The sequence below is a fragment of the Halorhodospira sp. 9621 genome, assembly GCF_022228055.1.
Lineage (GTDB): Bacteria > Pseudomonadota > Gammaproteobacteria > Nitrococcales > Halorhodospiraceae > Halorhodospira > Halorhodospira halophila_A.
Map to the genome: position 1 here is coordinate 23994 of NZ_JAJNRD010000002.1, position 26228 is coordinate 50221.

The following is a 26228-nucleotide window of genomic DNA, read 5'->3' on the forward strand; positions in this document are numbered from 1 at the left end:
CTACCGAATGTCGACGACCCGACTGGCCCGCTGGAAGCGGACCCGCCAGCCCGGCCAGGCCGGTAGTTCCCAGCGCTTCGGATCGGTGCGGCGGATGCCGCCGACCTTCTCAGCGACCACCTCCCGGCGCCGGACGTGGTAGTGGATACGCAATTCGAGATCGGGGAGTTGGAGCCGGCGCGGATAGCGCTCATCGAAGTCGGATCGCTGCCACTCCGGAATCCCCGGGAAACGCAGGTCCCCGGGCTCGAGCAGCGCGAGATCCTCACCCCGCTCCACGCCCAAGCGCTCGAGCTGCTCCAGCAGCCACGGCCGCGGCTCTGGAACAGCGCCCTCGGCATACCCCAGAGCGACGTACAGGGCCCACGCCTCCAGATCGTCACGAAGCCGACCACCGGCCGGCGCCAGCAGCGCGTCCTCCAGGATCAGGTCGGCCGCTGCCTCGCGCGCCGCGGCTCCCTCCGGCTCCACTTCCTCGCACCCGATGCAGCGCCCGGCAAAAAGCCACTCGCGGCGGGCAGTCAGTCGCTCCCCAGTCCATGCCGGCTCGCTGATCCCCTCGCTGCAGGCGCCACTGGCAATGACGCATGGCAGCGGCAACGGCGCCAGCGCCGTGGCCACGCTGATGGTCTGCCGCGTGCCGCGACCGGGGACACTGTGCGCACTGAGGACCAGCGCCGCCTCGGCCTCCTCCGGGAACCAAGAGTACTCGCCGAGCACCACCTCGTCGCCGGCGCCATTGCCGAGCGCCTGCCGCCTTCGCTGCCGACGCACATAGAGCCAGGTCGGCATCGCCCGGGCGGCGGCGGTCAGGGCCCGCTCGACCCGTGCGCGGTCGACGCCCGGTACGCCCACCTCCCTCGGCCTCGCCTCAGGCCGCGGCAGTATCGGTAGATCGAGCAATTCGCGCAGCTGACCTGCCAGCCGTCGCGCTTCCTCCCACGCCCGCGCATCGACCTGCACACCGGGGAGACGCTCACAGCGCAGCGCCGCCACGCGTAACCGGGCATCGCAACGCTGCCCAAGCAACCCGGCCAGCTGCTCGCGTTCGTCGGGATCGCCGCGGACCTGCAGCCAGCGATCCCCCACCGCCAGCCCGGCAATCCAGTCGGCCATCAAGCCACCGGTCTCGGCGTCGGGCATGGCAAGCACGAGATGGGCCAGCTCCGGATCGACGGGCATGCGGAACAGCCGTTGCCCCCGCGGGGTGATGCCCCCAGAGGCATCCAGAGCCCCCATCGCCTGGAGCAGCCCCTCAGCCTGCTCCAGGCTCTCGGCCCGGGGCGTGTCCACGAAGGGCAGATCGGGGATCCGATAACCGGCACAGGCTCCCGCAAGCACCAGTTCGGTGAGATCCTCGCGCAACACCTCCGGCGGAGCATGCTCGGGCAGCGGTGCGGCATGCCCCCACAGTCGATAGCAGGTGCCCGGCTGCAGACGGCCGGCGCGCCCCGCGCGCTGCGCCGCGCTCGCCCGCGAGATCGGTTGCAGCGAGAGAACCGTCCGGCCGTTGCGGCGCAAGGTCCGCCGTTCCAGGCCGCTGTCCACCACCGCGGTAATCCCAGGTACGGTCAGCGAGGTCTCGGCGATATTGGTGGCCAGTACCACGCGACGCGTCGTTCCCGGCTCCAGCGCCCGGCGCTGCTCGGACAGCCGGACCCCGCCGTGGAGCCGGATCACCTCGGCTTCCACCCCGGAGAGCGCCCGGCGCGCCTCCTCGATCTCACCCTGTCCGGGCAGGAAGGCGAGCACGTCCCCGGCCGTCTCGTCCAGCGCCCGCCGGATCGCCTCGGCCAGGCGCTTGCCGAGATCTCTGCGCTGCGGCATGGTCCGGGGCTGCTCGCCCAGGTGGCATTCACCCACCGGATACCCCCGGCCCGGCGTCTCCAGGTACGTGCCACCCAGCTCCTTGGCCAGTCGCTCCCCGTCCACGGTTGCGGAGGTGATCACCAGGTGCTGAGCGGCATCGGCGCGCAGCAACGCCAGGAGCAGGTCGGTGTCCCAGCGCCGCTCGTGGAACTCGTCGAGGATCACCGTCGTGAACTCGGCCAGCCGCCCCTCGGCCCGCCAGCGCAGGGCCACGCCGGGGGTAACGAACAGGATGCGCGTCCGCTGCGAGTAGCGGCGCTCCAGGCGGACGGCATAGCCCACGCGCTCTCCCGATTCCGTCGCCATTTGTGCGGCCACAAAATCGGCCAGGCTGGTCGCCGCCACGCGGCGGGGCTGGACGACCAGCACCGGACCGCCGGCCTCCGCCGCCCAGACCGGCAGCCGAGTGGACTTGCCGGAGCCGGTTGCGGCCGCCACCACGCAGTGGCCCTGCTCCAGCGCCCGGGTGAACGACGGACGCAGCGGGTCGATGGGCAGAGCCGGATCTTGCTCCTCCTCGCTCATGAGGTCCTCACCGGATTAGCCGTTCAGCCCGCCCGTCCAGCAGGGGTCGATACTCGCCGCCGCATCGCGCTCCTCGGCCTCGCCGCGGTACCAGCCCAGGCGCGGATGCAGCTGCACCGTCGGCCCGACCACCACCAACGCTGGACTCTCTAGCCGCTCGGAGCGGACCCGCTGTGCCAGCGTCCGGAGATTGCCCAGAACCACCCGCTGCTGCGGTGTCGTCGCCTGGGCGACCACAGCGGCCGGATGCTCGGGCGGGAGCCCACATTCGCGTAGTTGTTCGCAAACCGCCTCGAGGTTGACCAGGCCCATGTAGATGATCAGCGTTTCGTCCTCGCGATAGGGCGCGTGGGCCCTCATCTGCGGGTGCCCGGCACGCCGGTGGCCGGTGAGCAGGCGGCAGGTCTGGGCGTAGTCCCGATGGGTCAGTGGGATGCCGGCGTAACTCGCCGCCCCCTGGGCAGCACTGATGCCCGGCACCACCTGGAAGGGGATGTCGTGCTCGATCAGGCCCTCGATCTCCTCACCGCCGCGGCCGAAGAGGAACGGATCACCGCCCTTGAGCCGGAGCACCCGCTTGCCGGAGCGGGCCAGATCGATCAGCCGTTCGTTGATCCGCTCCTGTGGCAGCGTATGCCGCCCCCGTCGTTTGCCCACCGGGATCCGCTCGGCCTCCTTGCGCACGAGATCTAGCAGGGCCGGCGCCGCCAGGCGGTCGTAGAGCACCACGTCCGCCCGCTGCATGAGCCGCAGCGCGCGGAAGGTCAGCAGATCGGGATCCCCGGGGCCAGCCCCGACCAGAAAGACCTCCCCACGCGGGGCCGGCCGCGCCCGCTCCTCCTCGAGCAGCCGCAACAGCTCGGCCTCCCCCTCGGCCTCGCGACCGGCAAGCACCGATTCCGCGGCGGCACCATCAAAGATCTGCTCCCAGAACCGCAACCGCCAGTCCTTGTCCGGCAAGGCCACACGCACCCGCTCGCGCATCCGGCCAGCCAGGCGCGCCAGCCGACCGTAGGCCGCCGGCAGCAGGGTCTCCAGCCGGCTGGCGATCTGTCGAGCCAGCACGGGGGCGGCGCCGCCGCTAGAGACCGCCAGTTGCAGGGGCGAACGATCGACCTGCACAGGTGTTATGTAGGTGCTCAATGAAGGGCGTCCGGCTACATTGACCGGGATCCCCCGGACGCGGCAGGCGTGATAGATGGTGCGGTCGGTGGCCTCGTCCCCGGTGGCCCCCACCACCAGTGCTGCGCCTTCTTCCATGCCCGGGGCGAACCCCTCGGCGCGGTGGTGGAGTTCGCCGGTAGCGTTCTCCAGCAGGCGCTCACACGGCGCACCCAGCTCCGGCGCGATCAGCTCCACGCGGGCGCCGGCCCGCAGCAGATCACCGGCGCGTCGGGCCGCGGCTTCGCCGCCGCCGACCACCAGGCAGCGACACCCGTCAAGCTTGAGGAAGATCGGATAGTGGTGCATAGACTCAGCCCGCACGCCCCGATGCGTCCCCGGCCGGGTTCCTGCCGGTAACACGCTGCAGCGAAAGCAGGCCCCGACCGCGTTCATCCACCAGCTCCAGGCTGCAGTGCTGGCAGGTACCGGCTAGCGCCCAGGCCGCGGCCACGCGCTGCCAGTCGAGTTCGACCCGGCCGCCTCCGGCACCGAGGACCAGCGTCTCACCGTCGTAGTAAAGCCCCGCACCAGCCACCGAACAAACCATGCGCGTTCCGGCCGGCCCGCGCACGACGGCCCGGATCCGCGGCCACTCGCGGCACTCCTCCAGGTGACGCGGCAGGTCCGTCACCTCGATCCGGCTGGTCATGAACGGCGTATCCGGCTCCGCCACGTCGTCCGCAACGGCGGCCAACGCCTCGGCCCAATCGACGTCGAAATGCGCCGCCGCGGCCTCCAGGCTTGGCGTCTGCTGCTCGCGCAACCACTGACGCAGGACCACCGGCCAGCCCTCCAGCCCCAGACTCAGCGATTGCCCGCGCTGCTCACCGGGCACGGGCGTGCCAGCCTCGGCGTACTTGGCGGTGTAGCCCCGCGGGGTCACCATCCGGCCGTGCTCGAACCGGGTCGAGCGGTTGCCGATGATCACCGTGCTGAGCATACTCGGCTCGGCCTGGTGGAGCTGCTCTAGGGGCAGGTGCTGGACCTGCTGGCGCTCGCGGTAGGCCGAGCGGACCACCGCCACCGGAGTCTTCGGATCGCGATAGCGCAGCAGGATCTCCTGCGCCCGGGCGATGTGCGCCTGGCGGCGTTTGCTCGCCGGATTGTAGAGGACGGTGACGAAGTCACCGCGCCCGGCGGCCTCCAGCCTGCGCGCGATCACCGGCCAGGGCGTGAGCAGGTCCGAGAGCGAAATGGTGCAGAAATCGTGGGTCAGGGGGGCACCGACCAGGGCAGCGCAGGAGGACAGCGCCGAGGTCCCCGGCACCACCTCCACCTGAACCTCCCCGGCGCCCCCCTGCCAGCCCTGTTGAAGCAGGAACTCGTAGGTCGGCCCTGCCATGCCGTAGACCCCGGGATCGCCGGAAGAGACCAGGGCCACCACCTGCCCGGCCCGGGCCGCTTGCCAGGCTGCCTCGACCCGGTCAAGCTCCTCGGTCATGGCCTTGCCGATCACTGTCTTACCTTCCAGCAGCTCCGGGATCAGCTTGAGGTACGTCTGGTAACCGATGACCACCTCGGCCTCGGCGATCGCCTCTCGGGCCCGCGCAGTCATGTGCGCCGGGTCACCCGGGCCGATCCCCACCAGAAGGATCCGCCCCGGAGGGGGAACATCGCCTGTCATGCGTTCAGCCTCGCTATCGATACCGTGGCGTTGCGTCCGTCGCCGCCCCGCCAGCGGCGTTTCTCGATGATCAGATCGGCGCTGTCGGCATCGGCCCGGCACAGCGCCGCCGCTTCGGCGACCGCCGGCGTCCCGGTGTGCCGGCGCACCACCTCAGAGGGGTGCGGCACCGGGATCGCGGCCAGTTGCGTCGCCGGATAGAAAACCAGGGGCCAGCCGTGGGCCCGCGCCAGGGCGTGCAGCGCCGGTTCATCGCGCTTGAGGTCGATACTCGCCACCGCAACCACGTCCGCGTTGCACAGCCCAGCCTCGGCCAGTGCCGCGGCCACCGCCGCGGCCACCGTCTCCTCCGCTGCACCGCGGTCACAGCCAATCCCCAACACCACACGCGGCATTACGGACCCCGGCGCGCGGTTCGGTAGCGTACCAGCCGATCGCCCAGGCGTGCCTGCCAATCGGCGGACGGCGCCTCGTCGCGGACCCAGAGCACGGCACTGTAGGCCCCCGGGTCCAGGGCATCGGACTTGGTGAAGCGGTACAGGTTCGCCGGTGGTGGGGTTGCCGGGCGCCAGGTGTCGGCCTCCTCGATCAGCGCGACCGGCTCACCGTGAAGCAGCGCCGCCGCGGCCCGACGTAGGGCTGCAGTGGACGCCACCACCCGCCAGCCCTGCTCCCGGCCGAGCAGGTCCACCGCAGGCAACCCGCGTCGGTCCGAGGCCGTGGTCACCACGGGAGTGGCGCCGAGTTCCCGGGCGACGCGCTGCGCCCAGGCATTGGCCCCGCCCAGGTGGCCGCCGAGCACCGCCACCGCGAAATGCGCCGAATCATCCACGCTGACCACCCCGGGGTCACGGGTCTTATCGACCAGATACGGGGCGAGCAGGCGCACACAGGCACCCACCGAGGCGAAGCAGATAACCTGTTCGAGGGGGGAGCGGAGACGCTCCCCCAGGGCCTCCGCGAGTGCCCCGGATGCCACCGGCGTGCAGCGCTCGCCGTGGTCGGCCAGCAGTGGCGCGACCCGCTCGGTGACCAGGATTTCCGCCCCGGGCCAGAGCACCGCCAGGCGCGCCGCACCGGCGGCACCGCCACGGCTGACCACCACCAGCAACAGCCCTGCACCCGCCTCGCTCAAACGCCCTCGCCTCCTCCGGAGGGCGCGCCGGAGCGGCCCTTGCAGACCATCAGCAGCGAGAGGTAATGAACCATCTCGCCGCGCAGCCCGGTGATCTCCGTAACCACCCGCTCCTGAGGGGTGCCGACGCGCTCGACGAAGACGCTGGCGTCGCTCAACCCGCGCCGCTCGAGCAGCTCGATCAGCGGGTCGAGCAAGGGCTTGACCTTGAGCAGCACCAGCGTATCCACCTCCGGCAACAGTCGTTCCACGGTCTCCATCCCGTACCCCCCCGGGAGCACCGCCAGCGCGTCGCCCTGGCTGGCCAACGGCCAGCCGACGCGCGCCGGGGCCGCCAGGAAGGAGGCCACCCCCGGGATGGTCTCCACTCCGGCACCGGGCTCCTCGGCGAGCACGGTACGGGCCAGGTGCCCGAAGGTGGCGTAGGTCGAGGCATCGCCCTCGACCAGGAAGGCCACATCCCGCCCCTGCGCCAGGGTCGTGGCCACGGTCGTCGCCGCCCGCCCCCAGTGCAGCGCCAGCGTCCCCGGGTCGTGGGTCATCGGGAAGACCAGGGGCATGGCATCGTCCGGTGCCACCAGCCCGCCGCGCTCGACGATATCCAGCGCGTAGCTGCGCTGCCCTTGGGCCCGCACCGGATACGCCCAGCGCGCATCTCCCTGCAGGACCTGCCAGGCCCGGCGCGTGATCCATCCGGGATCCCCGGGGCCCAGCGAAACCCCGATCAACCTTCCCGAGGCTGTCGTCATGCTGTCTCCGTCTTGTTCGCCGTGAGTACCCAGACCGGGTTCTCCGCGCGGAAAGTGCGCATCCCGGCCAGCTCACCACTGCGGCTGGCCTGCAGCTGCACCGCCTCCCACTGCACGGTCCCCTGGGCCGCGGCGGCATCGAGCCGGGCCATGGCCTGTTGGAGATTCTCCAGGGTCACCACGTTGATCACCAGCCGCCCGCCCGGACGCAGTCGCTCCAGGCAGTGGTCGATCAACGTGCCCAGTGCTCCGCCGGAGCCACCGATGAACACCGCGTCCGGATCCGGCCATTGTTCCAGCCCCTGCGGAGCCCGGCCGTGATGGAGCGTGACATTCCCCGCCCGACGCCGGCGCCGATTCTCCTCGGCGATGGCGAGATCCTCGAGGCGGCGCTCCATGGCCCAGACATGCCCCCGCGGGCAGAGCCTCGCGGCCTCGAGGGCCACCGCCCCGGAACCGGTCCCGATATCCCAGACCCGGCTCTCGGCGGTCAGCGCCAGACTGGCCAGGGCAACCGCCCGGACCTCCCGCTTGGTGATCAGGCCGCGCTGCGGGCGACGCTGGGCAAACGATGCATCGGCCCCGGCGAATGGCCAGGCCAGTGCCGCCGTGCGGCGCCGCACCAGCGCCACATGGGGCTGCGCATACCGGTGCGCCGCAGCGCTGCCGAGCGGCGCCGGCGGATGGAGCTGTTCATCCTCCCGCCCGATGCGCGCCACTACGGCCACCTCCAGTTCTTCATCGCTGTAGCCGACCGCCTGCAGCTGCCGGGCCAGCCAGTCGGCGCCATTCTCACCGGTGGTGTAGACCGCCACGCGCTCGTGATCATCCAGGGCACGCAGCACCCCGCTCATCGGGTGCTCGGGCGACGCCGCCTGCGCCGACCAGTCATCGGCCGCGCGGCCGTGCACCGAGGCGATGGCGGTCTGCGCCACCGGCCAACCGAGCCCGGCACAGGCCAGCTGAACCAGCGACGGGGCCGGCAGTACCCGGCAGCGCGCGGCACCGAGGCTCGCGGTGACGCGCTCGCCAATGCCGTGGCAGAGCGGGTCGCCACTGGCAAGAACCACCACGTGCCGCCGCTGCGCCGCCGCGGCCTCGATCCAGGCCGGAACTTGCGCCACGCTGCCGGTCAGATCCCGGCGCTCCGCCCCGGGGGCCAGGGGCGCACAGGTTTCGAGAACGCGCCGCCCGCCGATGAGCAGATCCGCCCCGGCGATCGCCTCGCGGGCAGCAGGCGCCAGCGCTTCGGGGCCGTCATCCAGCACGCCGACGATGGTGCACACGGGGCTCACGTGCCGGCCTCCCCGGCCAGGCCAAGCAGGGCGTGGAGGCAGGCCACCACCGCCGGCGTCCCGCCCTTGCGCCCGGCCGTGGCAATCCACGGCACCCGCTGTTGCGCCATAGCCTCGTCGCTGGACTCGGCGGCGGCGACAAATCCCACCGGCATGGCGATCAGCAGTCGCGGCGCCACCTCGCCACGCTCGATGCGCGCGAGGATCGCCCGCAGGGCGGTCGGGGCGTTGCCCACGGCGACCATGGCGCCGTCGAGCCGCCCCTGCTCGGCGGCCAGGGCGACGGCCTGCTCGGCCCGTGTCGTCCCGGCGCGCTCGGCACGCTCCGCCGCTTGCGGGTCGTTCATCAAGCAGTGGGCCTCGACCCCGAAATAGCGCAGGCGTGCCGCCGAGAGGCCGACCCGGATCATCTCGACATCGACGAACACCGGCGCCCCGGAGCGGATCGCCGCCACCCCGGCTGCCACCGCCTGGGGATGGAAGCGGGTCACACCGTTGAAATCAAAATCCGCCGTGGCGTGGATCATGCGCCGGACTACCGGCCACTGCGCGGTGTCGTAGGCGCTGCGATCTCCGGCCTCGGCATCAACACGGGCGAAGGAGCACTCCTCGATACGCCGCCCGGAGGCGGTCTGCTGCTCGGTCACGGACGGCTCACGGGACATTGCGGCACCCTCAGTGGTGGTGATGATGGTGGTGATGACCGGCCGCGACCCGGTGCGGACAGCCGTCGCACTCGAGCATGGCCTGCCCGGTCCGCGCCTCCTCCACCCGGTGGGCGATCAGATCGAAGACTTCCGGCTCGAAACCGAGATAATCCGCCAGGGCGAAGACCGTCCGGGGATACTGGATGCGCAGCCGCTCCACCTGTTGCTCGATGCGCTCGATCAACCGTCCGGTGAACAGGTAGTACGGCAGGATCACCTGTTGCGTCGCGCCCAGCAGGTGGTGGCGCTGCACCACCGCCTCCAGGCGCGGGTGCGTCACGCCAGTGAAGGCGATATCGACCAGGTCATGCTCGCCACCCTCGTAGAGCCACCGCCCCAACCGCGCGAGCTCCCCGTTGGCGGTGCGGTCCGAGGACCCCCGACCGAGCAGGATGACGCCGGTGGTCCGCGGATCGGGGACGTGCAGGGCCTGCATGGCATCGCGCAGACGCCGCTCGACCAGACCCAGCGACGATTCACTGACTCCCAGGTGGCGTGCCAGGCGGAAATCGACGCCGGGGTGCCGCTCTCGAGCCGCATCGACCTGCTCGGGCACCTCGAGTTTCACGTGCCCGGCGGCATTGAGGATCAGCGGCACGGCAATGACGCGCTCGGCACGGGCCGCGGCGCGATCCAGGCCCTCGCTAAGCAGCGGATCGGCGAACTCGATGAAGCAGGTCTCCAGTCGCCAGTCCGGATAGCGCTCGGCCAGCATCCCGGCGAACCGGCGGATCTCCTCATTGCCGTCCTCTTGGCGTGATCCATGCCCGATCAGAAGGATACAATCACTCATCCAGAAACGTCCTCAGCTTTCAGGGCGGCGGAAACGGTGCGCGAAGTCCGGATCGTAGAGCCGCGAGCGCGCCGCCGGCGCCGCCTGCCGCGCCCCCAGCGCCGGTCCAACCAGGATCATCGTCTGGCTGTTGAGCCCGGCGGCGCGGCAGTCTTCGGCGAGATCGCGGATGCAGGTGCGCAGCACCTGCTCCACCCCGGGCCAGGAGGCGCGGTGGACCACCACCACCGGGGCATCCTCTTCCCAACCACCCCGGCAGAGGGCGTCCGCCAGGCGCTCCAGCAGGGTGATCGAGAGATAGATGCACAGGGTGCTGCCGTGGCGGGCTAGGTCGGCGAGCTGCTCGCCGGCCGGCATGGGGGTACGCCCCTCCACCCGGGTGAAGATCACGGTCTGAGTCCCCTCGGGCAGGGTCAGGCTCTCGCCGGCGGCCGCCGCGGCAGCCATCGCCGAGGTCACCCCCGGGACCAGGTGGACCGGGATGCCAGCCGCATCCAGCGGACGCACGATCTCCACGAAAGCGCCGTAGAGCCCCGGATCGCCGGGCTGCAACCGCACCACGCGGCGTCCGGCCCGGGCGCGCTCGAGCAGCCAGCCCTGGATCTCCTCCAGGGTCATGCCCTTGGAGTCGGCGACCTCACAGTGGGGCGGCGCCCATTCCAGCACCCCGGCGGGTACCAGCGAGCCGGCGTAGAGCACGGCGTCCGCCGCCGCGACACGATCCCGCCCGCGGACCGTGATCAGATCGGCCGCCCCGGGCCCCGCCCCCACGAACCAGACCTCACCCGTCATGCACACCCCCTCTCTGCTGCAATCGGTAGCCGACCACGAAGGGCACCTGCTGGTGCTCGACAACGCGGACATCCACGTCATAGGCGGCACGGATGGTCGGCGTGTCGATCACCGCCTGCGGCGGTCCGTCGGCCATGACCCGGCCATCGCGCAGCAGCACGATGCGGTCAGCCAGTTGAACGGCGATGTTGATATCGTGGAGCACGACCAGCACGCCCTGCCCCTGTTCCCGGGCGCACGCGGTCAGGATCTCGATGGCATCGCGCTTGTGCTTCATGTCCAGGTGGTTGGTTGGCTCGTCGAGCAGCAGGAACGGCGTCTGCCGGACCAGCGCCCGGGCGATGGCCGCTTTTTGCCGCTGCCCGCCGCTGATCTCGGTCAGCGGCGCCTGCGCCAACTCCGCCATACCCAGACGCTCGAGCACAGCCTCGGCGCGGGCGAGGTCCGCCGGATCGTGCCGCCAGCTCGCCCGACGCAGACCGAGCAGTACACTCTCGAGCACGGTCAGCGGGTAGACGGCATCGGCGGTCTGCGCCACGTAGGAGAGCCGGCGGGCGATGCGCGCCTGCCGCTGCCCCTGCACCGGCTCACCGGCGATGGTGAGGGTCCCGTGGCGCGGACGCAGGATGCCGGTGATGCACTTGAGCAGCGTGCTCTTGCCAGAGCCGTTGGGCCCGATCAGGGCGACCACCTCGCCGGCTTCCACGCGGGCGTCGACACCACGAAGCACCTCGGTGCGCCGATAGGCGTAGCGCACGCCGCGCAGTTCGATCCCGGTCGCCGTCACGCCCCCCCTCCCGTCTCGCGGCGGCGCAGGATCAGATAGATGAACAGCGGCGAACCGATGAACGCCGTGACCACACCCACGGGCAACACCACCGATTCAAAGGCGTGCAGCGATACCAGATCCGCCAGCGTCAGCAGCAGGGCGCCAATCAGGGCAGTGGCCGGGATCAGGAAGCGGTGATCCGAGCCGATCAAAAGCCGCGCTAGGTGCGGCGCCACCAGACCGAGGAAGCCGATCCCGCCGGTGAACGCCACGGTGACCGCGACCAACAGGGCGACCAGGAACATCAGGCCGATGCGCAGCGGACCGACCGCGATCCCCAAGCTGGTGGCGGTCTCGTCACCGAGCAGCAACCGGTTCAGATCGCCGCTTTTCCAGAGGAAGACCGGCAGGGTCGCCACCAGCGCCGCACTGATGAATACGAAGCTCTCCCAGTCGGCGCGGCTGAGGCTGCCCACGCTCCAGAACATGACCTCTCGGGTGGCGTCGGCATCAGCGAAGTAGATCAGCAGCGTCGTGGTCGCCCCGAAGAAGTACATCAGAGCAATGCCGGCGAGGATCAGGCTCATCGGCGTCGCCCCCTTCCACTGCCCGATGAGCAGGATGAGCAGGGACACCGCCATGGCGAAGAGGAAGGCGTTGCCGACGATGCCGTAAACACCGAAGGCCGAGAAGCCGAAAATGATCGCCAGCGCCGCCCCCAGCGAGGCTCCCGAGGCGATCCCCAGGGTGAACGGCGAGGCCATGGGGTTGCGCAGCAGGCTCTGCAGGATGACGCCGCCGAGCGCCAGCCCCATGCCGGCCACCATCGCGGTGGCCAGGCGCGGCAGGCGGATGTTCCAGACCACGTTCTCGGTCTGCGCGCTGACCCACGACGCCCCGAGCGGGCGAGCCACCAGCGCCTGCACCACCTCGCTCAGCGGGATGCCCATCGGGCCCAGCGCCAAGCCAAAGCCCGCCGTAGCCACCAGGGCTGCCGCCAGGCCGAGCAGCACCAGCGTCTTGGCCCGGATCGCGCGCGTGTAGTCGTCAATGAGGCCCCGCGGTGGCGCCGGCCGGACGGGGGTGCCGACGGTCAACTCAGCCATCCTCGAGGCTGCTGAGCTCCATGAGCCGGTCGTAGAGACCGGGGTCGCCGTAGAAGACCTCCAGAATCTCCTCGCCGCGGTCGCGGAGATCGACGCCTGCCATGGCCTCCGGGTAGAGGACGCGAGCCATGTGCACCAGATCGATCAACCCCGTCGCCAGGTCCCAGCCCATGTAGGTGCCCTTGAAGCGGTGGATACGCTCCGCCTCGATGGCTGCTACACCGGACAAGCGCTCATCGTCGAGCACCTCGGCGCGTTCCACGCGACTCGCTCGGGACGGTGTGTGGAGGAGGATATGCTGGGGATCCCAGCTCAGCAGCTCCTCGGCACTGACCTCGCCATCGTCGCCGGCACGGCCGGCAGTGACCATCTCGGCACCGAGCAGCTCGACGGGGAAGTAGAAGGAGACGTGGTTGTAGAGATTGCGCCGGTGGGCCAGATAGACCCGAGGCGGCTGCTCGCCAGCGACCCGCTGCTGCACGGCGGAGACCGTGGCGTGGTAGAAATCGAGCAGCTCTTCGGCCCGCTCCTCGCGACCGGACACTTCGCCGAGGAGCCGGTAGGCCTGTTCGATCTGCTCCTCGACGGCCTCCTGCGACGCCCGCTCCCGGCCCAGGGTGTTCAGCGCCACCACTGGCACGCCCAGCTGTTGCTCGTAGCGTTCTGCCTGTTCGGCCATCGCCTGATCGTCATCACCGCGGCTGAAGGCCCAGTAGATAAACAGATCCGGCTCCGTGGCGAGCACCCGCTCGGCACTGAACTCCGAACCGGGCTGGCCGCCGCCGACCATGGCCACCTCGTCAAGGCGCCCGAAGGCCTCGACCTCGATGGGCTTCGCCTCGGAGAAACGCGAGCCGTACATATCGCTCGGGATGCCCACCAGGCGCTCCTCAACCCCCAGGTGGAGCGCCATGCGGAAGGCGTCGACATTGACCGTGGCGATCCGCTCGGCCGATTCCGGGACCTCCACGCTGCGGCCGAGCATATCCTCAACCTCACGGGTTTCCCGGACACCCCCTCCATCCGGATCATCGTCGAGGGCATCCCCACACCCGCCGAGGATAAGGCCGACCCCGGCCACGAGGGCGATGCATGGATTGCGGTGCATGGCTCCTCCAGTCACTGGATCCAGTACGCCATGCGGGGAGCGGGTCGGAAACGGGCACGCCGTGGCGCTGGGACAGGGCGCGGCTGAAGCTACCGTCACCGCCACGCACGGTTCCCCGCCGTGTGGCTGCGACCCCCAGACCGGTCTCCGGGCTCGCGAGCGGGGTCGAACCCCGGGCGCCGCGCCTTCCCGCACCGGGTGCCAGGGACACCGTGGATGCAGTGGCGATGCAGCGCCCACTCTCGCCTACCGTTGCGGGGACAGCGTCGGCCTTGCCTGCGCCCGCCCGGGCCGCAGTGCGCACCGACTTCCCGACCGTCCCCGGCGCTGTCGGGCGGACCACGCGGCGGGGAACGGCCCCGGCAGCGATGGTAACTGCCAGGTCACCTGGGGAGGCTGGACTTTACGGCCGGCTCGGGGCAGCTGTCAACGCGGCCCGATCGGGCGCCCAGCCGGGCCGATGGCCACAACCTCGAACTTTATGGCACAATTGCGCAGTATCAAAGAAGGGTATGGACGCCCGCGACCCCTCCCGACCCCCCGACGGAGATGTCATGGGCACAGACGCGAATTCACCCTGCCCCCAGGCGGGTGACATAGTCACCGACGCGCTGGATACCCTGCCGCTGAGCGACCAGGAACCGCACCTGCGCCTTAGCGAGCGCTTTGAACGCCTGCGCTGCCATATCAACCAAGCGCTGCCCGGCGGCGCGATCCACCGCATCGCCGTCGCCATCTACGAACCGGACGCCAACCGTCTCAAGACCTACGGCGCCGGCGGCGATGCTCCCAGCCCCCTGGATCACTACGAGACCCGGCTAGGCGAGGCCCCCACCCTGCGCGCCCTGGCCGAGGCGCCGCAGGTGCGCATCATCGACGACTACCGGGAACACCCCAGCCCGAAACCGCACACCGTCAGCATCCGCGAGAGCGGGTTGCGCGCCGGGATGATCCTGCCGCTGCAGCACGACGAGAATTTCTTCGGCTTCCTGTTCCTCAACTCCCGGCGGCCGGGCTACTTCTCGGAGGCCGTCGTCGAGCGGCTGGCGCCTTACATCGACCTGGCCCGCTTGCTCGCCATCACCTCCATCCGCACCACGCAGACCCTGCGCGGCGCGGCGCGCACGGCCATGGCCTTCGGCCGTGCGCGGGACGACGAGACCGGTGGCCACCTCGCCCGGATGGCGGAGTACAGCCGACTGATCGCTCTGGAGCTGGCCGCAGCTCACGGTCTCGGCGACGAATACATCGAGATGGTCTATCAGTTCGCCCCGGTGCATGACGTGGGCAAGATTGCCGTCCCCGACGGCATCCTGCTCAAGCCCGGCCGGCTCACCGACGAGGAGTTCGCGCAGATGCGCGAGCACGTCAGCCGCGGCGTGGCCATGGTGCTGGCGATGACCGAGGAGCTGGGGCTGAGCGAGGACCGGCGGGCGGCCATCATGCGCAACATCGTCGCCTACCACCACGAGCGCCTTGACGGCAGCGGGTATCCGACCGGTGCACGCGGCGAGCAGATCCCGCTGGAGGGGCGCATTGTGGCCGTCGCCGACGTCTTCGACGCCCTGACCAGCGAGCGCCCCTACAAACGGCCTTGGGGTTTCGCCGAGGCTGCCGAGACCCTGCGAGCCGAGGCAAAGGCGGGCAAGCTGTGCGGGGAGTGCGTGGAGGCTTTCCTGCGCCGGGGCGCCGAGATCGAGGCGATCAGACAGCGCCACGGCCACCGCTGAGCTAGCCGCACACGTCCAAACGAGCGCGACAGGCCCGCGGAATCCGGTAGAGATAGACCGGGGCGTCCAGGCGCACGGGCGGCCGGTGCACGGCGCACGGTTGCCAGCCCGGGATGCGGAACGTGTTGCTCACCACCAGCGCCCCGGCGGGCAACTCCCGGCGCCATCGCGGCTCGAGCTCGCGAATCGCCTCAAGGTGCAGATAGCAAACCACCGCACGGGCATCACGGAAGGACACCTGGCGCAGGTCGCGGCGCCGGAATTCGACATTGGGCACCGGCCGGATCCACTGCAGCAGGCAGGCGAACAACCACGGCAGCGGCGAGAGCTCGTACCCGATCACCCGGGCCCGCGGGCACCGTCGCCCCACCGCCCGGGCCAGCCCGCCCCATCCAGAGCCAGCCTCGATCACCGTTCCCTCGAGCTCGTCCGGTAGCGCAGCAATCACCAACTCCTGCCCCAGACGTGTGGAGGGCAGCGGCGAGATGCCCGTGACCACCGTGTAGCCGACGATCAGCAGCATGCCCCCCAGCATGACGACAAGAATCAACGCCTCCAAAAACACCGTTCCTCCATGGAGTCTCGCACAGCCCCGCCCAGGGCCGGTTCGTTCCGCGGGCGTATACCCACGCATAGGCTGGTAGAATGGTCGGAGCCGGACAACGAGCCTGAGACCATGAACCAGCGGGCCATCCCCACCAAGCGGGCCACCGTTCAAGCCGACGACCTGGCGCTCGGAAAGCCCGTGCCCTACGACATCGAGGACGCCTACGGGCACCTACTGCTGCGGCGCGGCTCGATTCTGCGCTCCCGCGAGCAGCTGGAGCGGCTCCTGCAGATCGGCCGGACGCCCTACCACGTGGCCGCCCGGCGTCAAGAGACCGGCGGGGTCTCGCGGCGGCGCGAGCTCGCCTTGGCCGCTTTCCGCAACCCCTTCGACCTGATCTATCAGATCTCCCGCGCGCTGCAGGAGACCTTCAAGTGGCTGGGCGAGGATAACGACCGCTTCCTGCGTCGCCTCGACCACCTCGCCAGCCGTATCGGCGACCTGGTCGAGCGCGACGCCGATGCGGCCATCGGGGCTGCCCACCTCGACGAGGCGTTCGCCTACTCGATCCGCCACCCGATCCGCCAGGCGATCCTTTGCGATGTCGTTGGCAGCCAGTTGGACATCCCGGACAGCGAGCGGCGTTCCATCGTCCTCGCCGCCCTCTCGGCGAACATCGGTATGCTCGAGACGCAGGATGGCCTTGATCGCCAGAGTGCACCACTCGACGACGCCCAGCGCAGGGACCTGGAAGAGCACCCGTTGCGCTCGGTGGAACGCCTGTCGGCAGCCGGGGTCGAGGACCCGATCTGGCTCCGGGTCGTCGCCGAGCACCACGAACGGCTCGACGGCAGCGGCTACCCGGCGGGCCTGCACGGTACTCAAATCTGCCGCGGGGCGCGGCTCCTGACCATCGCCGACACCTATCTGGCGATGATCAGCAACCGTGTCTACCGGCCTGCCACGGCGGTCCGCGAGACCCTGCTCGAGCTGATGAATCAGAGTGGCCGGATCTACGACCGCGACATCCTCTCCGGGTTGATCCAGACCATCGGGATCTATCCGGCAGGCAGTTTCGTCGCCCTGGACAGCGGCGAGCGCGGCGTCGTCATCCAGCGCGGCAACCGCGGCGCCAACCCGGTCGTGGCCGTCCTGATCAAGGCCAACGGCCAGCCCACGGCACGACCGCTCTATCGCGACACCAGCCAGCCGGACATGCCCAACGTCGACTCACTGGAGCCCACCCATCAGCTGGCACAGCGCTTCCAGCTCGCCTCGCTGTGGGGCTACGATTCCTGAGCTGCGCGCCCCGGATGGAGACGCAATGGCCGCCGTGCAACGCCTGCTCAGTTCCGCCTGGCTGCTTCACCTGCTGTTCCTGGCCGCCCTGGCGGCCTGGATCGTCCTGCTTGACGCCCCCTTCCCGCGCCCGGCGATCGCGTTGCTGGAGGCCCACTCGTTCGAGTTCCTCGCCATCGCCGGCGGCATGGTGGCGGTGCTGGCCCTGCTCTACCGGCGCGCCAACCTGGCCTTGCAGGCCGCCGCCATCAGCCTGGCCATCAGCGGGATCGGCGTTGCGCCGTCACCGGCCCACGGGGTCACGGCGGCCGCCATCCTGCTGCCGATCAACCTCCTGATCCTGACCCTGCTCGATGACCGGGGCCTGCTCAGCCGAGCCGGGCTGTGGCGCTGCGCCGCCCTGGCGCTGCAAGCCCTGCTCGTCCTCGGCCTGTTCCGCTACCAGCCCGACTGGCTGGAAGCACTGGCCGCCACCACCTTCCTGCCGCTTGGCTTGGCCGACTGGAGCAGCCTGCCCGAACAGGGCCTGCTGCTCGCCGCGCTGGCCGCCGCGAGCCTGCTCCTGTGGGCCCTGCTCGACCCCACCCCGGCCCACGTGGGCGCTTTCAGCGCGCTGCTGACCACCACCCTCGGCCTGGAACTGGCCCTTGCAAGGGGCGGCGAGCTGGTGCTGCCCACCCTGCTGGGCGCGGTTGCCCTCTTCCTCCTGCTTGTCGCCGTTTTACAGGAAGCCCACCGCATGGCGTTCCGCGACGGACTCACCGGCCTACCGAACCGGCGCGCCATGGACAGCCTGACGCAGGGACTGAGCGGAAGCTACGCCATCGCCATGACCGACGTCGACCACTTCAAGTCCTTCAACGACACCCACGGGCACGAAGTCGGCGACCAGGTGCTGCGCCGGGTGGCGGCAAGCATCGGCCGGGTCGGCGCGGGCGGGCACCCCTTCCGCTACGGTGGCGAGGAGTTCGCGGTCGTCTTCCCGAGGCGCACCGCGGAGCAGGTCGTCGAGGCGCTGGAAACGGTGCGCGAGACGATCGCCAGCACCCCGTTCCGCCTCCGGGGTAGCGACCGGCCGGCCGATGACCGGCACGGCAGCCGCAAACGGGGCATCAAGCGCGGGCGGCAGCAGACGCAAATCACCATCAGCATCGGCGTCGCCGACAGCAGTACCGCGACAGACGCCGACGCCGTCGTACAGGCCGCCGATCAAGCCCTTTACCGGGCCAAGAAGGGCGGACGCAACCGGCTGGCCCAGTAGCACAATCCTCCGCAACCCCACGCCGGGATTGGAGAGGACCGATAAGGAGCTTTCGGGCATGACGAATGAGCACACCACCGACGGAACCATTTGGGTGGTCAAGACCGGACGCACCCTCCCTGCACTGCGCCGGCAGGGTGACTTCGAGGACTGGATCGGCGCCGGCCTGGGGCGTGCTCCCTGGCGCACCGTGGACGCCACCGCCGGACCCGCATCCCTGCCGAAACCGGCTCACCCGGCCGGTATCGTGGTCACTGGTTCACCGGCGATGGTCTCGCATCGTGAACCGTGGAGCGAAGCCGCCGCCGACTGGCTCGCGCAAGCCGCCGGCAAAGATATCCCGATCCTCGGTATCTGCTACGGCCACCAGTTGCTGGCCCACGGCCTCGGCGGCCACGCCGGCCCCAACCCACGCGGCCGCGAGATCGGCACCGTCGGCGTCGAGCGCCTGGCACCGTGCGCCGACGACCCCCTGTTCGCCCCCGTGCCGGAGCGCTTCGCAGCCCACGTCACCCACGAGGAGTCGGTGCTGGAACTGCCCGAGGGCGCCGTCGTTCTCGCCGCCAACGGGCACGACGCTCACCAGGCGTTCCGTTGGGGGCGTCACGCCTGGGGCGTCCAGTTCCACCCGGAGTTCGACACCGCCATCACCCGCGGCTACATCTTCCATCGCCGCCCGGATCTGCGCCGGGAGGGCTTCGACCCGCGCGCGCTCTATCGCCAGGTCGCGGCCACGCCGGAGGCGACGGCGCTGCTCGATCGCTTCGCCGCCTACGTCACCAGCCGGGCGCGCTAGACAACGCGCCCGGCTGGCCGCTGGCTACTCGGAGGAATCACCGACGACGATGTTGGGGAAGGCGCTGCCGGAACTGCGCTCGCGCAACGACAACTGGGCCGCGACGCTGCGCGCCATGTGCCGGTAATCGGTAGCGATCCGGCCGTCGGGGTCGGCGGCCACGGTGGGGTGGCCGCTGTCCGACTGCTCGCGGATGGTGATATCCAGCGGCAGCGATCCGAGCAGGTGCACCCCGTACTGGCTGGCCATGGCGGCGCCGCCACCGCTGCCGAAGATGTGCTCCTCATGGCCACAGTTCGAGCAGATGTGCGTGCTCATGTTCTCGACGATACCGAGCACGGCCACATCCACCTTCTCGAACATGCGCAACCCCTTGCGTGCGTCGAGCAGCGCGATGTCCTGGGGCGTGGTGACGATCACGCCGCCACTGACCGGCACTTTCTGGGCCAGAGTGAGTTGAATGTCCCCGGTCCCAGGCGGCATGTCCACGATGAGGTAGTCAAGCCCCTCCCAGGCCGTCTCGGTGAGCAGCTGCTCCAGGGCCTGGGTCACCATGGGCCCTCGCCAGATCATCGGGGTCTCTTCATCGACCAGGAAGCCGGCCGACATCACCTGGATGCCGTGGCCGAGCATCGGCTGCATGTGCTTGCCGTCCCGGGACTCCGGCTGGCCACGCACACCGAGCATGCGCGGCTGGCTCGGCCCGTAGATGTCGGCGTCGAGCACCCCGACCCGGGCGCCATCGGCCTGCAGCGCGAGGGCCAGATTGGCCGTGACCGTCGACTTGCCCACACCGCCCTTTCCGGAGGCGACGGCGATGATGTTCTTGATCTCGTCCTGCGCCTTGACGCCCGGCTGAACCGCATGGGCGTGGATGCGCGTCTGCACCGAGATCTGCACCTGCTGCGCCCCGGTCCCCTGCTCGATGGCGGCACGCAGCTCCTCGCCCAGCGTCTGGCGATAGCCCCCGGCCGGGTAGCCGAGCTGCACCACCACCCGAACGCTCTCGTCGTCGATCGCGATCTCGTCAACGCAGCCGGCCGAGACCGGATCGGTGCCCAGATAGTGATCCCGGACCTGGCGCAGAGCCTGCTCCACGGCCTCACGGGTGAGATTCGTCATACCTTTCCCCCGGCAGTCGTTTTCCCATCCGCGCCGGTCAGGGGGGTCAGCGGCACCCCCTGCTGATACGCGCGGGTTCCGTCCTCATAATGCTCGTCCTTCCAGAATGGCGCCCGCACCTTGAGCGTGTCGATGGCGTAACGGGCCGCCTCGAAAGCTTCACCCCGGTGGGCAGCTCGAACCACGACGACGACGCTCTCCTCACCGATGGCCAACTCGCCGACGCGATGAACGATGCGACAAGCCCCGACACCAAAGCGCTCGATCACCTCGGCCTCCAGCTCGGCCAGCACGCGCTCGGCCATGGGGCGGTACGCCGAGTAGGCAATCGCCGCCACGCGCCGCCCCTCGTGGTGATCGCGGACCGTCCCGCCGAAAACCACCAGGGCGCCGGCCGCGGGGTCGGCGGTATCGGCGAGCAGCGGCTCGAGTGCGATGGGCTCGTCGGTCACCCGGTTCATACCACCTCCTGGCCAGTCCGCGTCATTATGACACGCTGGCTCCGCTGTCGGCCTTCGCCGGCTCGGCCCCGCCCAGCTGCAGGGCGCAGAAGCGCCGGTACAGGGGACTATGCTGCTGCAGCTCGCTGTGGGTCCCCTGGGCTTCCACCCGCCCCTGGTCCAGGACCACGATGCGGTCGGCGGCCACGACCGTAGCCAGCCGGTGCGCGATGACCAAGGTCGTCCGCCCGGCCATGAGGCGCTCAAGCGCCTGCTGCACGGCCTGCTCACTCTCCGCATCCAGTGCGCTGGTGGCCTCGTCGAGCAATAGCACCGCCGGGTCGCGCAGGATGGCGCGGGCGATGGCGACGCGCTGGCGCTGACCGCCGGAGAGCTGGACCCCACCGGGGCCGAGTTCGGTATCCAGCCCCTGCGGCAGCCGCTCGAGGAACCCGAGGGCGTTGGCGTCGTGCGCTGCTGCACGCACCTCGGCATCGCCGGCCTCCGGGCGGCCATAGCGGATGTTCTCGGCGGCAGTCCCGGTGAAAAGCACCGGCTCCTGGGCAACCAGCCCGGTGCAGCGGCGCAGCTCCGCCGGATCCAGGTCGCGCAGGTCCACCCCATCGAGCTGCACGCAACCGGCATCCGGATCGTAAAAGCGCAGCAGCAGCTGCAGCAGCGTGCTCTTACCCGCACCCGACGGTCCCACCAGGGCCAGTCGCTCGCCGGGGCGCGCACAAAGGGTCACCCCACGCAGTGCCGGCTGATGCGCCCGCGCCGGGTAGGCGAAGGTCACGCCATCGAAACGCACCTCGCCACGCACCGGGTGCGGCAGCGCTCGCGGGCGGTCCGGAGCCCGGATCCGCGGCTCCGCATCGATCAGCTCGAAGATGCGGTCGGTGGCCCCCAAGGCACGCAGGATCTCTCCGGCCACCTCGGCCATGGCGGCCACCGACCCGGCGGCCAGCACCGCATAGAAGACAAACGCCGACAGCTCCCCGGGCGTCATGCGCCCGGCGAGCACATCGTGACCGCCCTGCCAGAGCACGGCACCGACCGCGCCGAAGACGAAGAGCAGGGCTACGCCGGTCAGCCACGCCCGCTGCCAGGTCCGACGGATGGCGGTCGCGAAGGCCTCTTCCACCCGCTCGGCATAGCGCTTGCGGTCCTCGGCCTCATGGCCGAAGGCCTGGACCGTGCCGATGGCGTGCAGCGATTCCCCGGCGAAACGGCCCACGTCGGCCACCCGGTCCTGGCTGTCCCGAGAGAGGCTGCGCACCCGCCGCCCGAACCAGAGGATGGGGATCAGGATCAGCGGAATGCCCACCACCACCAGGGTGGCCAGGCGCGGGCTGGTGACGAACAGCAGCAACAGGGCGCCGACGAAGGTCAGGGCGTTGCGCAGGGCGATCGACAACGCCGAGCCGAAGAGATTCTGCAGGACCGTGGTGTCGGCGGTCAGCCGGGACTGGACCTCGCCCGCCCCGGTGCGCTCGAAAAAGGCCGGCTCCAGGCGGAGCAGGCGGTGGAAGAGCTGCTCGCGCAGATCCGCGGCCAGCCGTTCGCCGATCCAGGTGATCAGGTAGTAGCGGGTTGCCGAGGCCAGCGCCAGGATGAGGATCATCGCCAGGGTCGCCAGCAGCGCACGATCGAGCATCGCCGCATCGCCATCGGCGAACCCGTGATCGATGACCAGCCGAAGCCCCTGGCCGATGGCCAGCACGCCTCCGGCGGCGACGAGCAGCGCTGCGGCCGCAGCGGCCAGGCGCCAGCGGTACGGCTCGAGCATGCGCACCAGGCGCAGCAGTGTCGATCGACGTCTCAGGGTCTGACTCCGTTTGCCTTGGCGGTGGATGGACCAGTAAGGTTACAGCTTGCGTGGTGCGGACATGAATCGCGACCCCCCCCCCCCGCTTGGAACGGCGCCCCGGGGGGCGGCGCGGAACCAAATGATAAAGTCCGTGTCCCACCGTGACACCCAAGAGAAAACCGACAGGAGGGTGAGCATGAGCAACCCGATCGACGGTGACCGCCGCAAGTTCCTTAAGAACGGCGCCATGGCCGTGGCCGCCATTCCGCTGGCCACGCTGGTGACCAAGGGCACCGCCGTTGCCGGCCTGCCCGATGACGTGGAAGACCTGCCCAAGGCGGAGGATGACCACGATCACGACTACGTGAACGACGCCGCCGACACCGACCACGCCCGCTTCCAGGAAGGGCAGCTGTGCGAGAACTGCCAGTTCTGGGTCGACTACGTGGACGGCGACTGGGGCTACTGCGAGCATCCGAGCTTCACCGACGTGCTGGTGCACGGCGAGGGCTGGTGCTCGGTCTACGCACCGGCGTAAGCTGCTCGCACTTCGGCGAGCGGCTCCGCCTGCCAGGCGGAGCGACGAGGGGGCGCCGGCTGGCGCTCCCTTTTTTATACCCTGAGCGCGATCGCCACAGGGCATCGGAGGCAACCCGGGACCGACGATGGACGCCCTACGCAGCGATACACCGAACAACCAGTACACTCGCGGCGAGACCGACGCTGCGGCCAGCCGCCTGCGCGTCGAGCACCTGGCCTGCCGCCGCGGCGAGGAGTTCCTCTTCGAGGAGATCTCCTTCGCCCTCGGCCCCGGCGAGCTACTTTTCGTACGCGGGCGCAACGGCAGCGGCAAGACGACGTTGCTGCGCACCCTCTGCGGCCTGACCGAACCGACCCGTGGCCGCATCCACTGGCTCGATCAGGAGGTCCGCCGGCTCGATGACCGGGCCCGCCGGCAAATGCTTTACGTTGGCCACCGCGACGCCGTCAAGGACGAGCTGACCCCACTGGAGAACCTGCAGGTCCACCAGGGGCTGCGCGGTGAGTCGAGCTCTCTGGACGAACGCCTCGACGCCCTCGAGCAGGCCGGCCTCGCCGGACGCGAGGACATCCCAGTCCGGTACCTTTCCCAGGGCCAGCGCCGACGCACGGCCTTGGCCCGCCTGCTGCTCTCGCCGGCGCGACTGTGGATCCTCGACGAGCCGCTGACCGCCTTGGACCGGCGCGCCGTTGCGTGGCTCTTCGAGCGCATCGCCGGCCACCTGCAGCACGGGGGGTTGGTCATCACTACCAGCCATCAATCCATCGACGGCCTGCCCGAGCCGCGCATCCTGGATCTGGACTAGAACGACACCATGGTGAGGTCTCTCTGGACACTCCTGCGGCGCGACGTTTCGCTCATCGTCCTGCGCCGTCAGGACGTACTGACCGTCGTTGCCTTCTTCGTGATCGTCATCACCCTCTTTCCCCTGTCCATCGGCCCCGAGCCGGACAAGCTGCGCACGCTAGCGCCCGGCGGGGTGTGGGTGGCGGCAGCGCTGGCCAGCCTCATCTCGCTGGACCGGCTGTTCGCCGATGACTGGCGCGACGGCACCCTGGAGCAACTGGCCCTGTCGCCACAGCCCCTGGCCCTGGTGGCGCTGGCCAAGGTCGTGGCTCACTGGCTGGCCCTGGGGCTGCCGCTGGTGATTCTCTCCCCGGCCCTGGGTTACTCGCTGGGTCTGGAGGGGGCGGAACTGCTGGTACTCGCGCTATCATTGCTGCTCGGGACCCCGGTGTTGAGCCTGCTTGGCGCGGTGGGGGCCGCCATGACCCTGGGCGTGCGGGCCGGCGGGGCGCTGATGGCACTGCTTATCCTGCCCCTATATGTGCCGGTCCTAGTGCTGGGCGCGGGGGCGGTTTCAGAGGCGATGTTCGACGCCTCTTATCAGGCGCACCTGTCGCTGCTCGGTGCCATGCTGGCCCTGGCGCTGCCGTTGGTGCCCCTGGCGATCGCCGGGGCGCTGCGCATTGCCCTGGACTGAGACGAGAGCATCCGCGTAACGGGAACTTGACACCCGTTTCCGGGATCGAAGGCGTAGTGACGTAGACGCGTTACGGAGAACGACGGGATAACTGCATGACCGCTCGACCCATTCCCTGGCTCAAGTACACGGCACCAGCCAACTTCCACGTGCTGGCCCAGCGCCTGGTGCCCTGGCTCTGGGCGGCCGCTGCCCTGTTCGCCGTGGCAGGCCTTTACGTGGGGTTTTTTGTCGCACCCCCGGATTACCAGCAGGGCAACAGCTACCGGATCATGTTCATCCACGTCCCGGCGGCGTGGATGGGGATGTTCCTCTATCTACTGATGGCCTTATACGGGGCGATCTACCTGATCTGGCGGATCAAGATGGCCGACATCATGGCCCGGGCCATCGCCCCGACCGGAGCGCTGATGACCTTCCTGGGCCTGTGGACCGGCGCCCTGTGGGGCGCGCCCACCTGGGGCACCTACTGGGTCTGGGACGCGCGGCTGACCTCGACGCTGATCCTGCTCTTCCTCTTTCTCGGCTACATCGCGTTGCACGCCGCCTCGGACGACCGCGAGAAAGGCGGTCGGGCCGCCTCCTTGCTGGCTATTGTCGGCGCGGTCAACGTACCGATAATCTACTTTTCCGTAGAGTGGTGGTACAACCTGCACCAGGGCGCCTCGGTCATCCGGGCGGACGGGCCGAGCATGGCCGATTCAATGCTCGCTGCGCTGCTGCTGATGACCGCGGCTTTCTGGATCTACTCGGCGGCCATCGTGCTGCGACGCGCCCAGGCCGAGGCCATGAGCCGGGAGTCGCGCAAGGAGTGGGCCCGGGCGGCGGCCGCCGGCACCCTCACCCGCGACCAGCGCGAGCGGGCTGCTGACGAGACCGCGCGTGAACAGCGCATCGCGGAGTCCGGAGGAGAAGCCTGATGTGGGACGGAATCGGTGATTTTCTGGCCATGGGCGGACACGCGCCCTACGTCTGGGGGTCGTTCGGCATGGTGGCCGCGGTACTGCTCGTCGAGTGGCTGCTGGTCAGCCGCCGCCGCCGTCACCTGCAGACCATGCTTCAGCGGCAGTCGCGGCGCACGACCGCCGCACAATCGCAGGGGGAGTGAACGATGAAGAAGCGACACCAGAGGCTGTTCCTGGTACTCGGTGTGGTCGCCGGGGTGAGCGTTGCCACGGCGCTGGTGCTCAATGCCTTCCGTGACAACATGACCTTCTTCATCACGCCGTCCGAGGTGATGGCCAAGTCCGATATGCCGGAACGGCACTTTCGCATCGGCGGACTGGTCGAGGACGGCTCCGTGGAGCGTGACAGCGCCTCCACCCGGGTCCGCTTCCACGTGACCGACACCGAGGCGAGCGTACCCGTCGACTTCGAAGGCATCCTCCCCGACCTCTTCCGCGAAGGTCAGGGCGTCGTGGTCGAGGGCCGGATCACCTCCGACGGGGTGTTCAAGGCCGACAATGTCATGGCACGTCACGACGAGGACTACATGCCGGCCGAGGCGCAGGAGGCCCTGGACCGGGTCGAACACTCCTTCGATGAAGCCGGGGACTATTAACG

27 protein-coding genes and 1 riboswitch are annotated in these 26228 nt (G+C 69.9%); of the genes, 10 read left to right on the forward strand and 17 right to left on the reverse strand.

Annotation, left to right across the window (positions count from 1 at the left end; genetic code table 11):
- The 13 genes from LRF89_RS01375 to LRF89_RS01435 are packed head-to-tail and all read right to left on the reverse strand — an operon-like array spanning position 1 to position 13636.
- The gene (locus LRF89_RS01375; protein WP_238636469.1) at positions 1-2394 is read right to left on the reverse strand and encodes a helicase-related protein; all 2394 of its coding nucleotides are present in this window, start codon (positions 2392-2394) and stop codon (positions 1-3) included.
- Between the two features lie 15 nt (positions 2395-2409).
- Entirely contained in the window at positions 2410-3864 is a 1455-nt protein-coding gene (gene cysG, locus LRF89_RS01380; RefSeq protein ID WP_201170392.1) for a siroheme synthase CysG, read from the reverse strand.
- 4 nt (positions 3865-3868) lie between these two features.
- Positions 3869-5182, reverse strand: a complete 1314-nt coding sequence (gene cobJ / locus LRF89_RS01385; protein ID WP_238636470.1) for a precorrin-3B C(17)-methyltransferase — start codon at positions 5180-5182, stop codon at positions 3869-3871.
- Positions 5179-5577 carry a cobalamin biosynthesis protein gene (locus LRF89_RS01390; RefSeq protein WP_201170394.1) on the reverse strand — a complete coding sequence of 133 codons (399 nt, stop codon included), beginning with the start codon at positions 5575-5577 and terminating at the stop codon, positions 5179-5181. Before LRF89_RS01390 ends, cobJ begins: the two co-directional genes overlap by 4 nt.
- Positions 5577-6317 (reverse strand): cobalamin biosynthesis central domain-containing protein, encoded by a 741-nt coding sequence (locus tag LRF89_RS01395; RefSeq protein ID WP_201170395.1) that lies wholly within the window; start codon positions 6315-6317, stop codon positions 5577-5579. The genes LRF89_RS01390 and LRF89_RS01395 overlap by 1 nt, the downstream gene beginning before the upstream one ends.
- Entirely contained in the window at positions 6314-7066 is a 753-nt protein-coding gene (gene cobI / locus LRF89_RS01400) for a precorrin-2 C(20)-methyltransferase (protein ID WP_238636471.1), read from the reverse strand. The genes LRF89_RS01395 and cobI overlap by 4 nt, the downstream gene beginning before the upstream one ends.
- A complete protein-coding gene (cbiE, locus tag LRF89_RS01405) occupies positions 7063-8361 on the reverse strand; it encodes a precorrin-6y C5,15-methyltransferase (decarboxylating) subunit CbiE (RefSeq protein WP_238636472.1) in 1299 nt (432 codons plus the stop codon). Before cbiE ends, cobI begins: the two co-directional genes overlap by 4 nt.
- Positions 8358-9026, reverse strand: a complete 669-nt coding sequence (locus LRF89_RS01410) for a precorrin-8X methylmutase (protein WP_201241927.1) — start codon at positions 9024-9026, stop codon at positions 8358-8360. The genes cbiE and LRF89_RS01410 overlap by 4 nt, the downstream gene beginning before the upstream one ends.
- Positions 9027-9036: 10 nt before the next feature.
- Complete coding sequence (locus tag LRF89_RS01415) at positions 9037-9861, reverse strand: sirohydrochlorin chelatase (RefSeq protein WP_238636473.1); 825 nt, start codon at positions 9859-9861, stop codon at positions 9037-9039.
- 12 nt (positions 9862-9873) lie between these two features.
- Positions 9874-10653 carry a precorrin-4 C(11)-methyltransferase gene (gene cobM / locus LRF89_RS01420; RefSeq protein WP_201170400.1) on the reverse strand — a complete coding sequence of 260 codons (780 nt, stop codon included), beginning with the start codon at positions 10651-10653 and terminating at the stop codon, positions 9874-9876.
- A complete protein-coding gene (locus tag LRF89_RS01425) occupies positions 10643-11440 on the reverse strand; it encodes an ABC transporter ATP-binding protein (protein ID WP_238636474.1) in 798 nt (265 codons plus the stop codon). Before LRF89_RS01425 ends, cobM begins: the two co-directional genes overlap by 11 nt.
- Positions 11437-12528 carry a FecCD family ABC transporter permease gene (locus LRF89_RS01430; RefSeq protein ID WP_201170403.1) on the reverse strand — a complete coding sequence of 364 codons (1092 nt, stop codon included), beginning with the start codon at positions 12526-12528 and terminating at the stop codon, positions 11437-11439. The genes LRF89_RS01425 and LRF89_RS01430 overlap by 4 nt, the downstream gene beginning before the upstream one ends.
- Entirely contained in the window at positions 12521-13636 is a 1116-nt protein-coding gene (locus LRF89_RS01435; RefSeq protein WP_201170405.1) for an ABC transporter substrate-binding protein, read from the reverse strand. Before LRF89_RS01435 ends, LRF89_RS01430 begins: the two co-directional genes overlap by 8 nt.
- A 141-nt stretch (positions 13637-13777) precedes the next feature.
- A riboswitch (cobalamin riboswitch) is annotated at positions 13778-13950 on the reverse strand.
- A gap of 240 nt (positions 13951-14190) precedes the next feature.
- Between LRF89_RS01435 and LRF89_RS01440 the strand changes: the two genes are divergently transcribed.
- The gene (locus LRF89_RS01440; RefSeq protein WP_201241929.1) at positions 14191-15366 is read left to right on the forward strand and encodes an HD-GYP domain-containing protein; all 1176 of its coding nucleotides are present in this window, start codon (positions 14191-14193) and stop codon (positions 15364-15366) included.
- Between the two features lies 1 nt (position 15367).
- On the opposite strand, the gene LRF89_RS01445 is transcribed toward LRF89_RS01440, so the two are convergent.
- On the reverse strand, positions 15368-15925 hold the full coding sequence (locus tag LRF89_RS01445) for a class I SAM-dependent methyltransferase (RefSeq protein ID WP_238633927.1): 558 nt from the start codon (positions 15923-15925) through the stop codon (positions 15368-15370).
- Positions 15926-16042: 117 nt separating this feature from the next.
- Between LRF89_RS01445 and LRF89_RS01450 the strand changes: the two genes are divergently transcribed.
- Genes LRF89_RS01450 through LRF89_RS01460 form a run of 3 tightly spaced genes read left to right on the forward strand, consistent with a single transcriptional unit; the run spans position 16043 to position 19269 of the window.
- Positions 16043-17212 (forward strand): HD-GYP domain-containing protein, encoded by a 1170-nt coding sequence (locus LRF89_RS01450; RefSeq protein WP_201170409.1) that lies wholly within the window; start codon positions 16043-16045, stop codon positions 17210-17212.
- 25 nt (positions 17213-17237) lie between these two features.
- Positions 17238-18473 carry a GGDEF domain-containing protein gene (locus LRF89_RS01455; protein WP_238636475.1) on the forward strand — a complete coding sequence of 412 codons (1236 nt, stop codon included), beginning with the start codon at positions 17238-17240 and terminating at the stop codon, positions 18471-18473.
- A gap of 58 nt (positions 18474-18531) precedes the next feature.
- On the forward strand, positions 18532-19269 hold the full coding sequence (locus tag LRF89_RS01460) for a glutamine amidotransferase (protein ID WP_238636476.1): 738 nt from the start codon (positions 18532-18534) through the stop codon (positions 19267-19269).
- Positions 19270-19293: 24 nt separating this feature from the next.
- Here LRF89_RS01460 and apbC read toward each other — a convergent pair whose 3' ends face one another.
- From apbC to LRF89_RS01475, 3 genes are read right to left on the reverse strand one after another with little or no spacing between them, the layout of a single operon-like run.
- A complete protein-coding gene (apbC, locus tag LRF89_RS01465) occupies positions 19294-20391 on the reverse strand; it encodes an iron-sulfur cluster carrier protein ApbC (protein ID WP_201241933.1) in 1098 nt (365 codons plus the stop codon).
- Complete coding sequence (locus tag LRF89_RS01470) at positions 20388-20852, reverse strand: molybdenum cofactor biosynthesis protein MoaE (protein ID WP_201241934.1); 465 nt, start codon at positions 20850-20852, stop codon at positions 20388-20390. The genes apbC and LRF89_RS01470 overlap by 4 nt, the downstream gene beginning before the upstream one ends.
- A 25-nt stretch (positions 20853-20877) precedes the next feature.
- Positions 20878-22656 (reverse strand): ABC transporter transmembrane domain-containing protein, encoded by a 1779-nt coding sequence (locus tag LRF89_RS01475; protein ID WP_443134956.1) that lies wholly within the window; start codon positions 22654-22656, stop codon positions 20878-20880.
- A gap of 181 nt (positions 22657-22837) precedes the next feature.
- On the opposite strand from LRF89_RS01475, the gene LRF89_RS01480 reads away from it, so the two are divergent.
- The 6 genes from LRF89_RS01480 to ccmE all read left to right on the forward strand — a co-directional run bounded on the left by LRF89_RS01480 (position 22838) and on the right by ccmE (position 26226).
- Complete coding sequence (locus LRF89_RS01480) at positions 22838-23179, forward strand: high-potential iron-sulfur protein (RefSeq protein ID WP_201241936.1); 342 nt, start codon at positions 22838-22840, stop codon at positions 23177-23179.
- Between the two features lie 127 nt (positions 23180-23306).
- Positions 23307-23987, forward strand: coding sequence for a cytochrome c biogenesis heme-transporting ATPase CcmA (gene ccmA / locus LRF89_RS01485; protein ID WP_238636478.1), 681 nt, complete (start codon positions 23307-23309; stop codon positions 23985-23987).
- 9 nt (positions 23988-23996) lie between these two features.
- On the forward strand, positions 23997-24665 hold the full coding sequence (gene ccmB, locus LRF89_RS01490; protein ID WP_201170415.1) for a heme exporter protein CcmB: 669 nt from the start codon (positions 23997-23999) through the stop codon (positions 24663-24665).
- A gap of 95 nt (positions 24666-24760) precedes the next feature.
- Positions 24761-25585: a heme ABC transporter permease gene (locus LRF89_RS01495; protein ID WP_201241938.1), complete on the forward strand. Its 825-nt coding sequence runs from the start codon at positions 24761-24763 to the stop codon at positions 25583-25585.
- On the forward strand, positions 25585-25773 hold the full coding sequence (gene ccmD, locus LRF89_RS01500; protein ID WP_201170419.1) for a heme exporter protein CcmD: 189 nt from the start codon (positions 25585-25587) through the stop codon (positions 25771-25773). Before LRF89_RS01495 ends, ccmD begins: the two co-directional genes overlap by 1 nt.
- Before the next feature lie 3 nt (positions 25774-25776).
- Complete coding sequence (gene ccmE / locus LRF89_RS01505; RefSeq protein WP_201170422.1) at positions 25777-26226, forward strand: cytochrome c maturation protein CcmE; 450 nt, start codon at positions 25777-25779, stop codon at positions 26224-26226.
- The last annotated feature ends 2 nt before the right edge of the window (positions 26227-26228 follow it).

Excerpts from the sequence above, each read along its gene's own strand:
- LRF89_RS01375 (WP_238636469.1), bottom strand. The coding sequence starts at position 2,394 with ATGAGCGAGGAGGAGCAAGATCCGGCTCTGCCCATCGACCCGCTGCGT.
- cysG (WP_201170392.1), bottom strand. The coding sequence starts at position 3,864 with ATGCACCACTATCCGATCTTCCTCAAGCTTGACGGGTGTCGCTGCCTG.
- cobJ (WP_238636470.1), bottom strand. The coding sequence starts at position 5,182 with ATGACAGGCGATGTTCCCCCTCCGGGGCGGATCCTTCTGGTGGGGATC.
- LRF89_RS01390 (WP_201170394.1), bottom strand. The coding sequence starts at position 5,577 with ATGCCGCGTGTGGTGTTGGGGATTGGCTGTGACCGCGGTGCAGCGGAG.
- cobI (WP_238636471.1), bottom strand. The coding sequence starts at position 7,066 with ATGACGACAGCCTCGGGAAGGTTGATCGGGGTTTCGCTGGGCCCCGGG.
- LRF89_RS01410 (WP_201241927.1), bottom strand. The coding sequence starts at position 9,026 with ATGTCCCGTGAGCCGTCCGTGACCGAGCAGCAGACCGCCTCCGGGCGG.
- LRF89_RS01415 (WP_238636473.1), bottom strand. The coding sequence starts at position 9,861 with ATGAGTGATTGTATCCTTCTGATCGGGCATGGATCACGCCAAGAGGAC.
- cobM (WP_201170400.1), bottom strand. The coding sequence starts at position 10,653 with ATGACGGGTGAGGTCTGGTTCGTGGGGGCGGGGCCCGGGGCGGCCGAT.
- LRF89_RS01430 (WP_201170403.1), bottom strand. The coding sequence starts at position 12,528 with ATGGCTGAGTTGACCGTCGGCACCCCCGTCCGGCCGGCGCCACCGCGG.
- LRF89_RS01435 (WP_201170405.1), bottom strand. The coding sequence starts at position 13,636 with ATGCACCGCAATCCATGCATCGCCCTCGTGGCCGGGGTCGGCCTTATC.
- LRF89_RS01440 (WP_201241929.1), top strand. The coding sequence starts at position 14,191 with ATGGGCACAGACGCGAATTCACCCTGCCCCCAGGCGGGTGACATAGTC.
- LRF89_RS01450 (WP_201170409.1), top strand. The coding sequence starts at position 16,043 with ATGAACCAGCGGGCCATCCCCACCAAGCGGGCCACCGTTCAAGCCGAC.
- LRF89_RS01455 (WP_238636475.1), top strand. The coding sequence starts at position 17,238 with ATGGCCGCCGTGCAACGCCTGCTCAGTTCCGCCTGGCTGCTTCACCTG.
- LRF89_RS01460 (WP_238636476.1), top strand. The coding sequence starts at position 18,532 with ATGACGAATGAGCACACCACCGACGGAACCATTTGGGTGGTCAAGACC.
- apbC (WP_201241933.1), bottom strand. The coding sequence starts at position 20,391 with ATGACGAATCTCACCCGTGAGGCCGTGGAGCAGGCTCTGCGCCAGGTC.
- LRF89_RS01470 (WP_201241934.1), bottom strand. The coding sequence starts at position 20,852 with ATGAACCGGGTGACCGACGAGCCCATCGCACTCGAGCCGCTGCTCGCC.
- LRF89_RS01480 (WP_201241936.1), top strand. The coding sequence starts at position 22,838 with ATGAGCAACCCGATCGACGGTGACCGCCGCAAGTTCCTTAAGAACGGC.
- ccmA (WP_238636478.1), top strand. The coding sequence starts at position 23,307 with ATGGACGCCCTACGCAGCGATACACCGAACAACCAGTACACTCGCGGC.
- ccmB (WP_201170415.1), top strand. The coding sequence starts at position 23,997 with ATGGTGAGGTCTCTCTGGACACTCCTGCGGCGCGACGTTTCGCTCATC.
- LRF89_RS01495 (WP_201241938.1), top strand. The coding sequence starts at position 24,761 with ATGACCGCTCGACCCATTCCCTGGCTCAAGTACACGGCACCAGCCAAC.
- ccmD (WP_201170419.1), top strand. The coding sequence starts at position 25,585 with ATGTGGGACGGAATCGGTGATTTTCTGGCCATGGGCGGACACGCGCCC.
- ccmE (WP_201170422.1), top strand. The coding sequence starts at position 25,777 with ATGAAGAAGCGACACCAGAGGCTGTTCCTGGTACTCGGTGTGGTCGCC.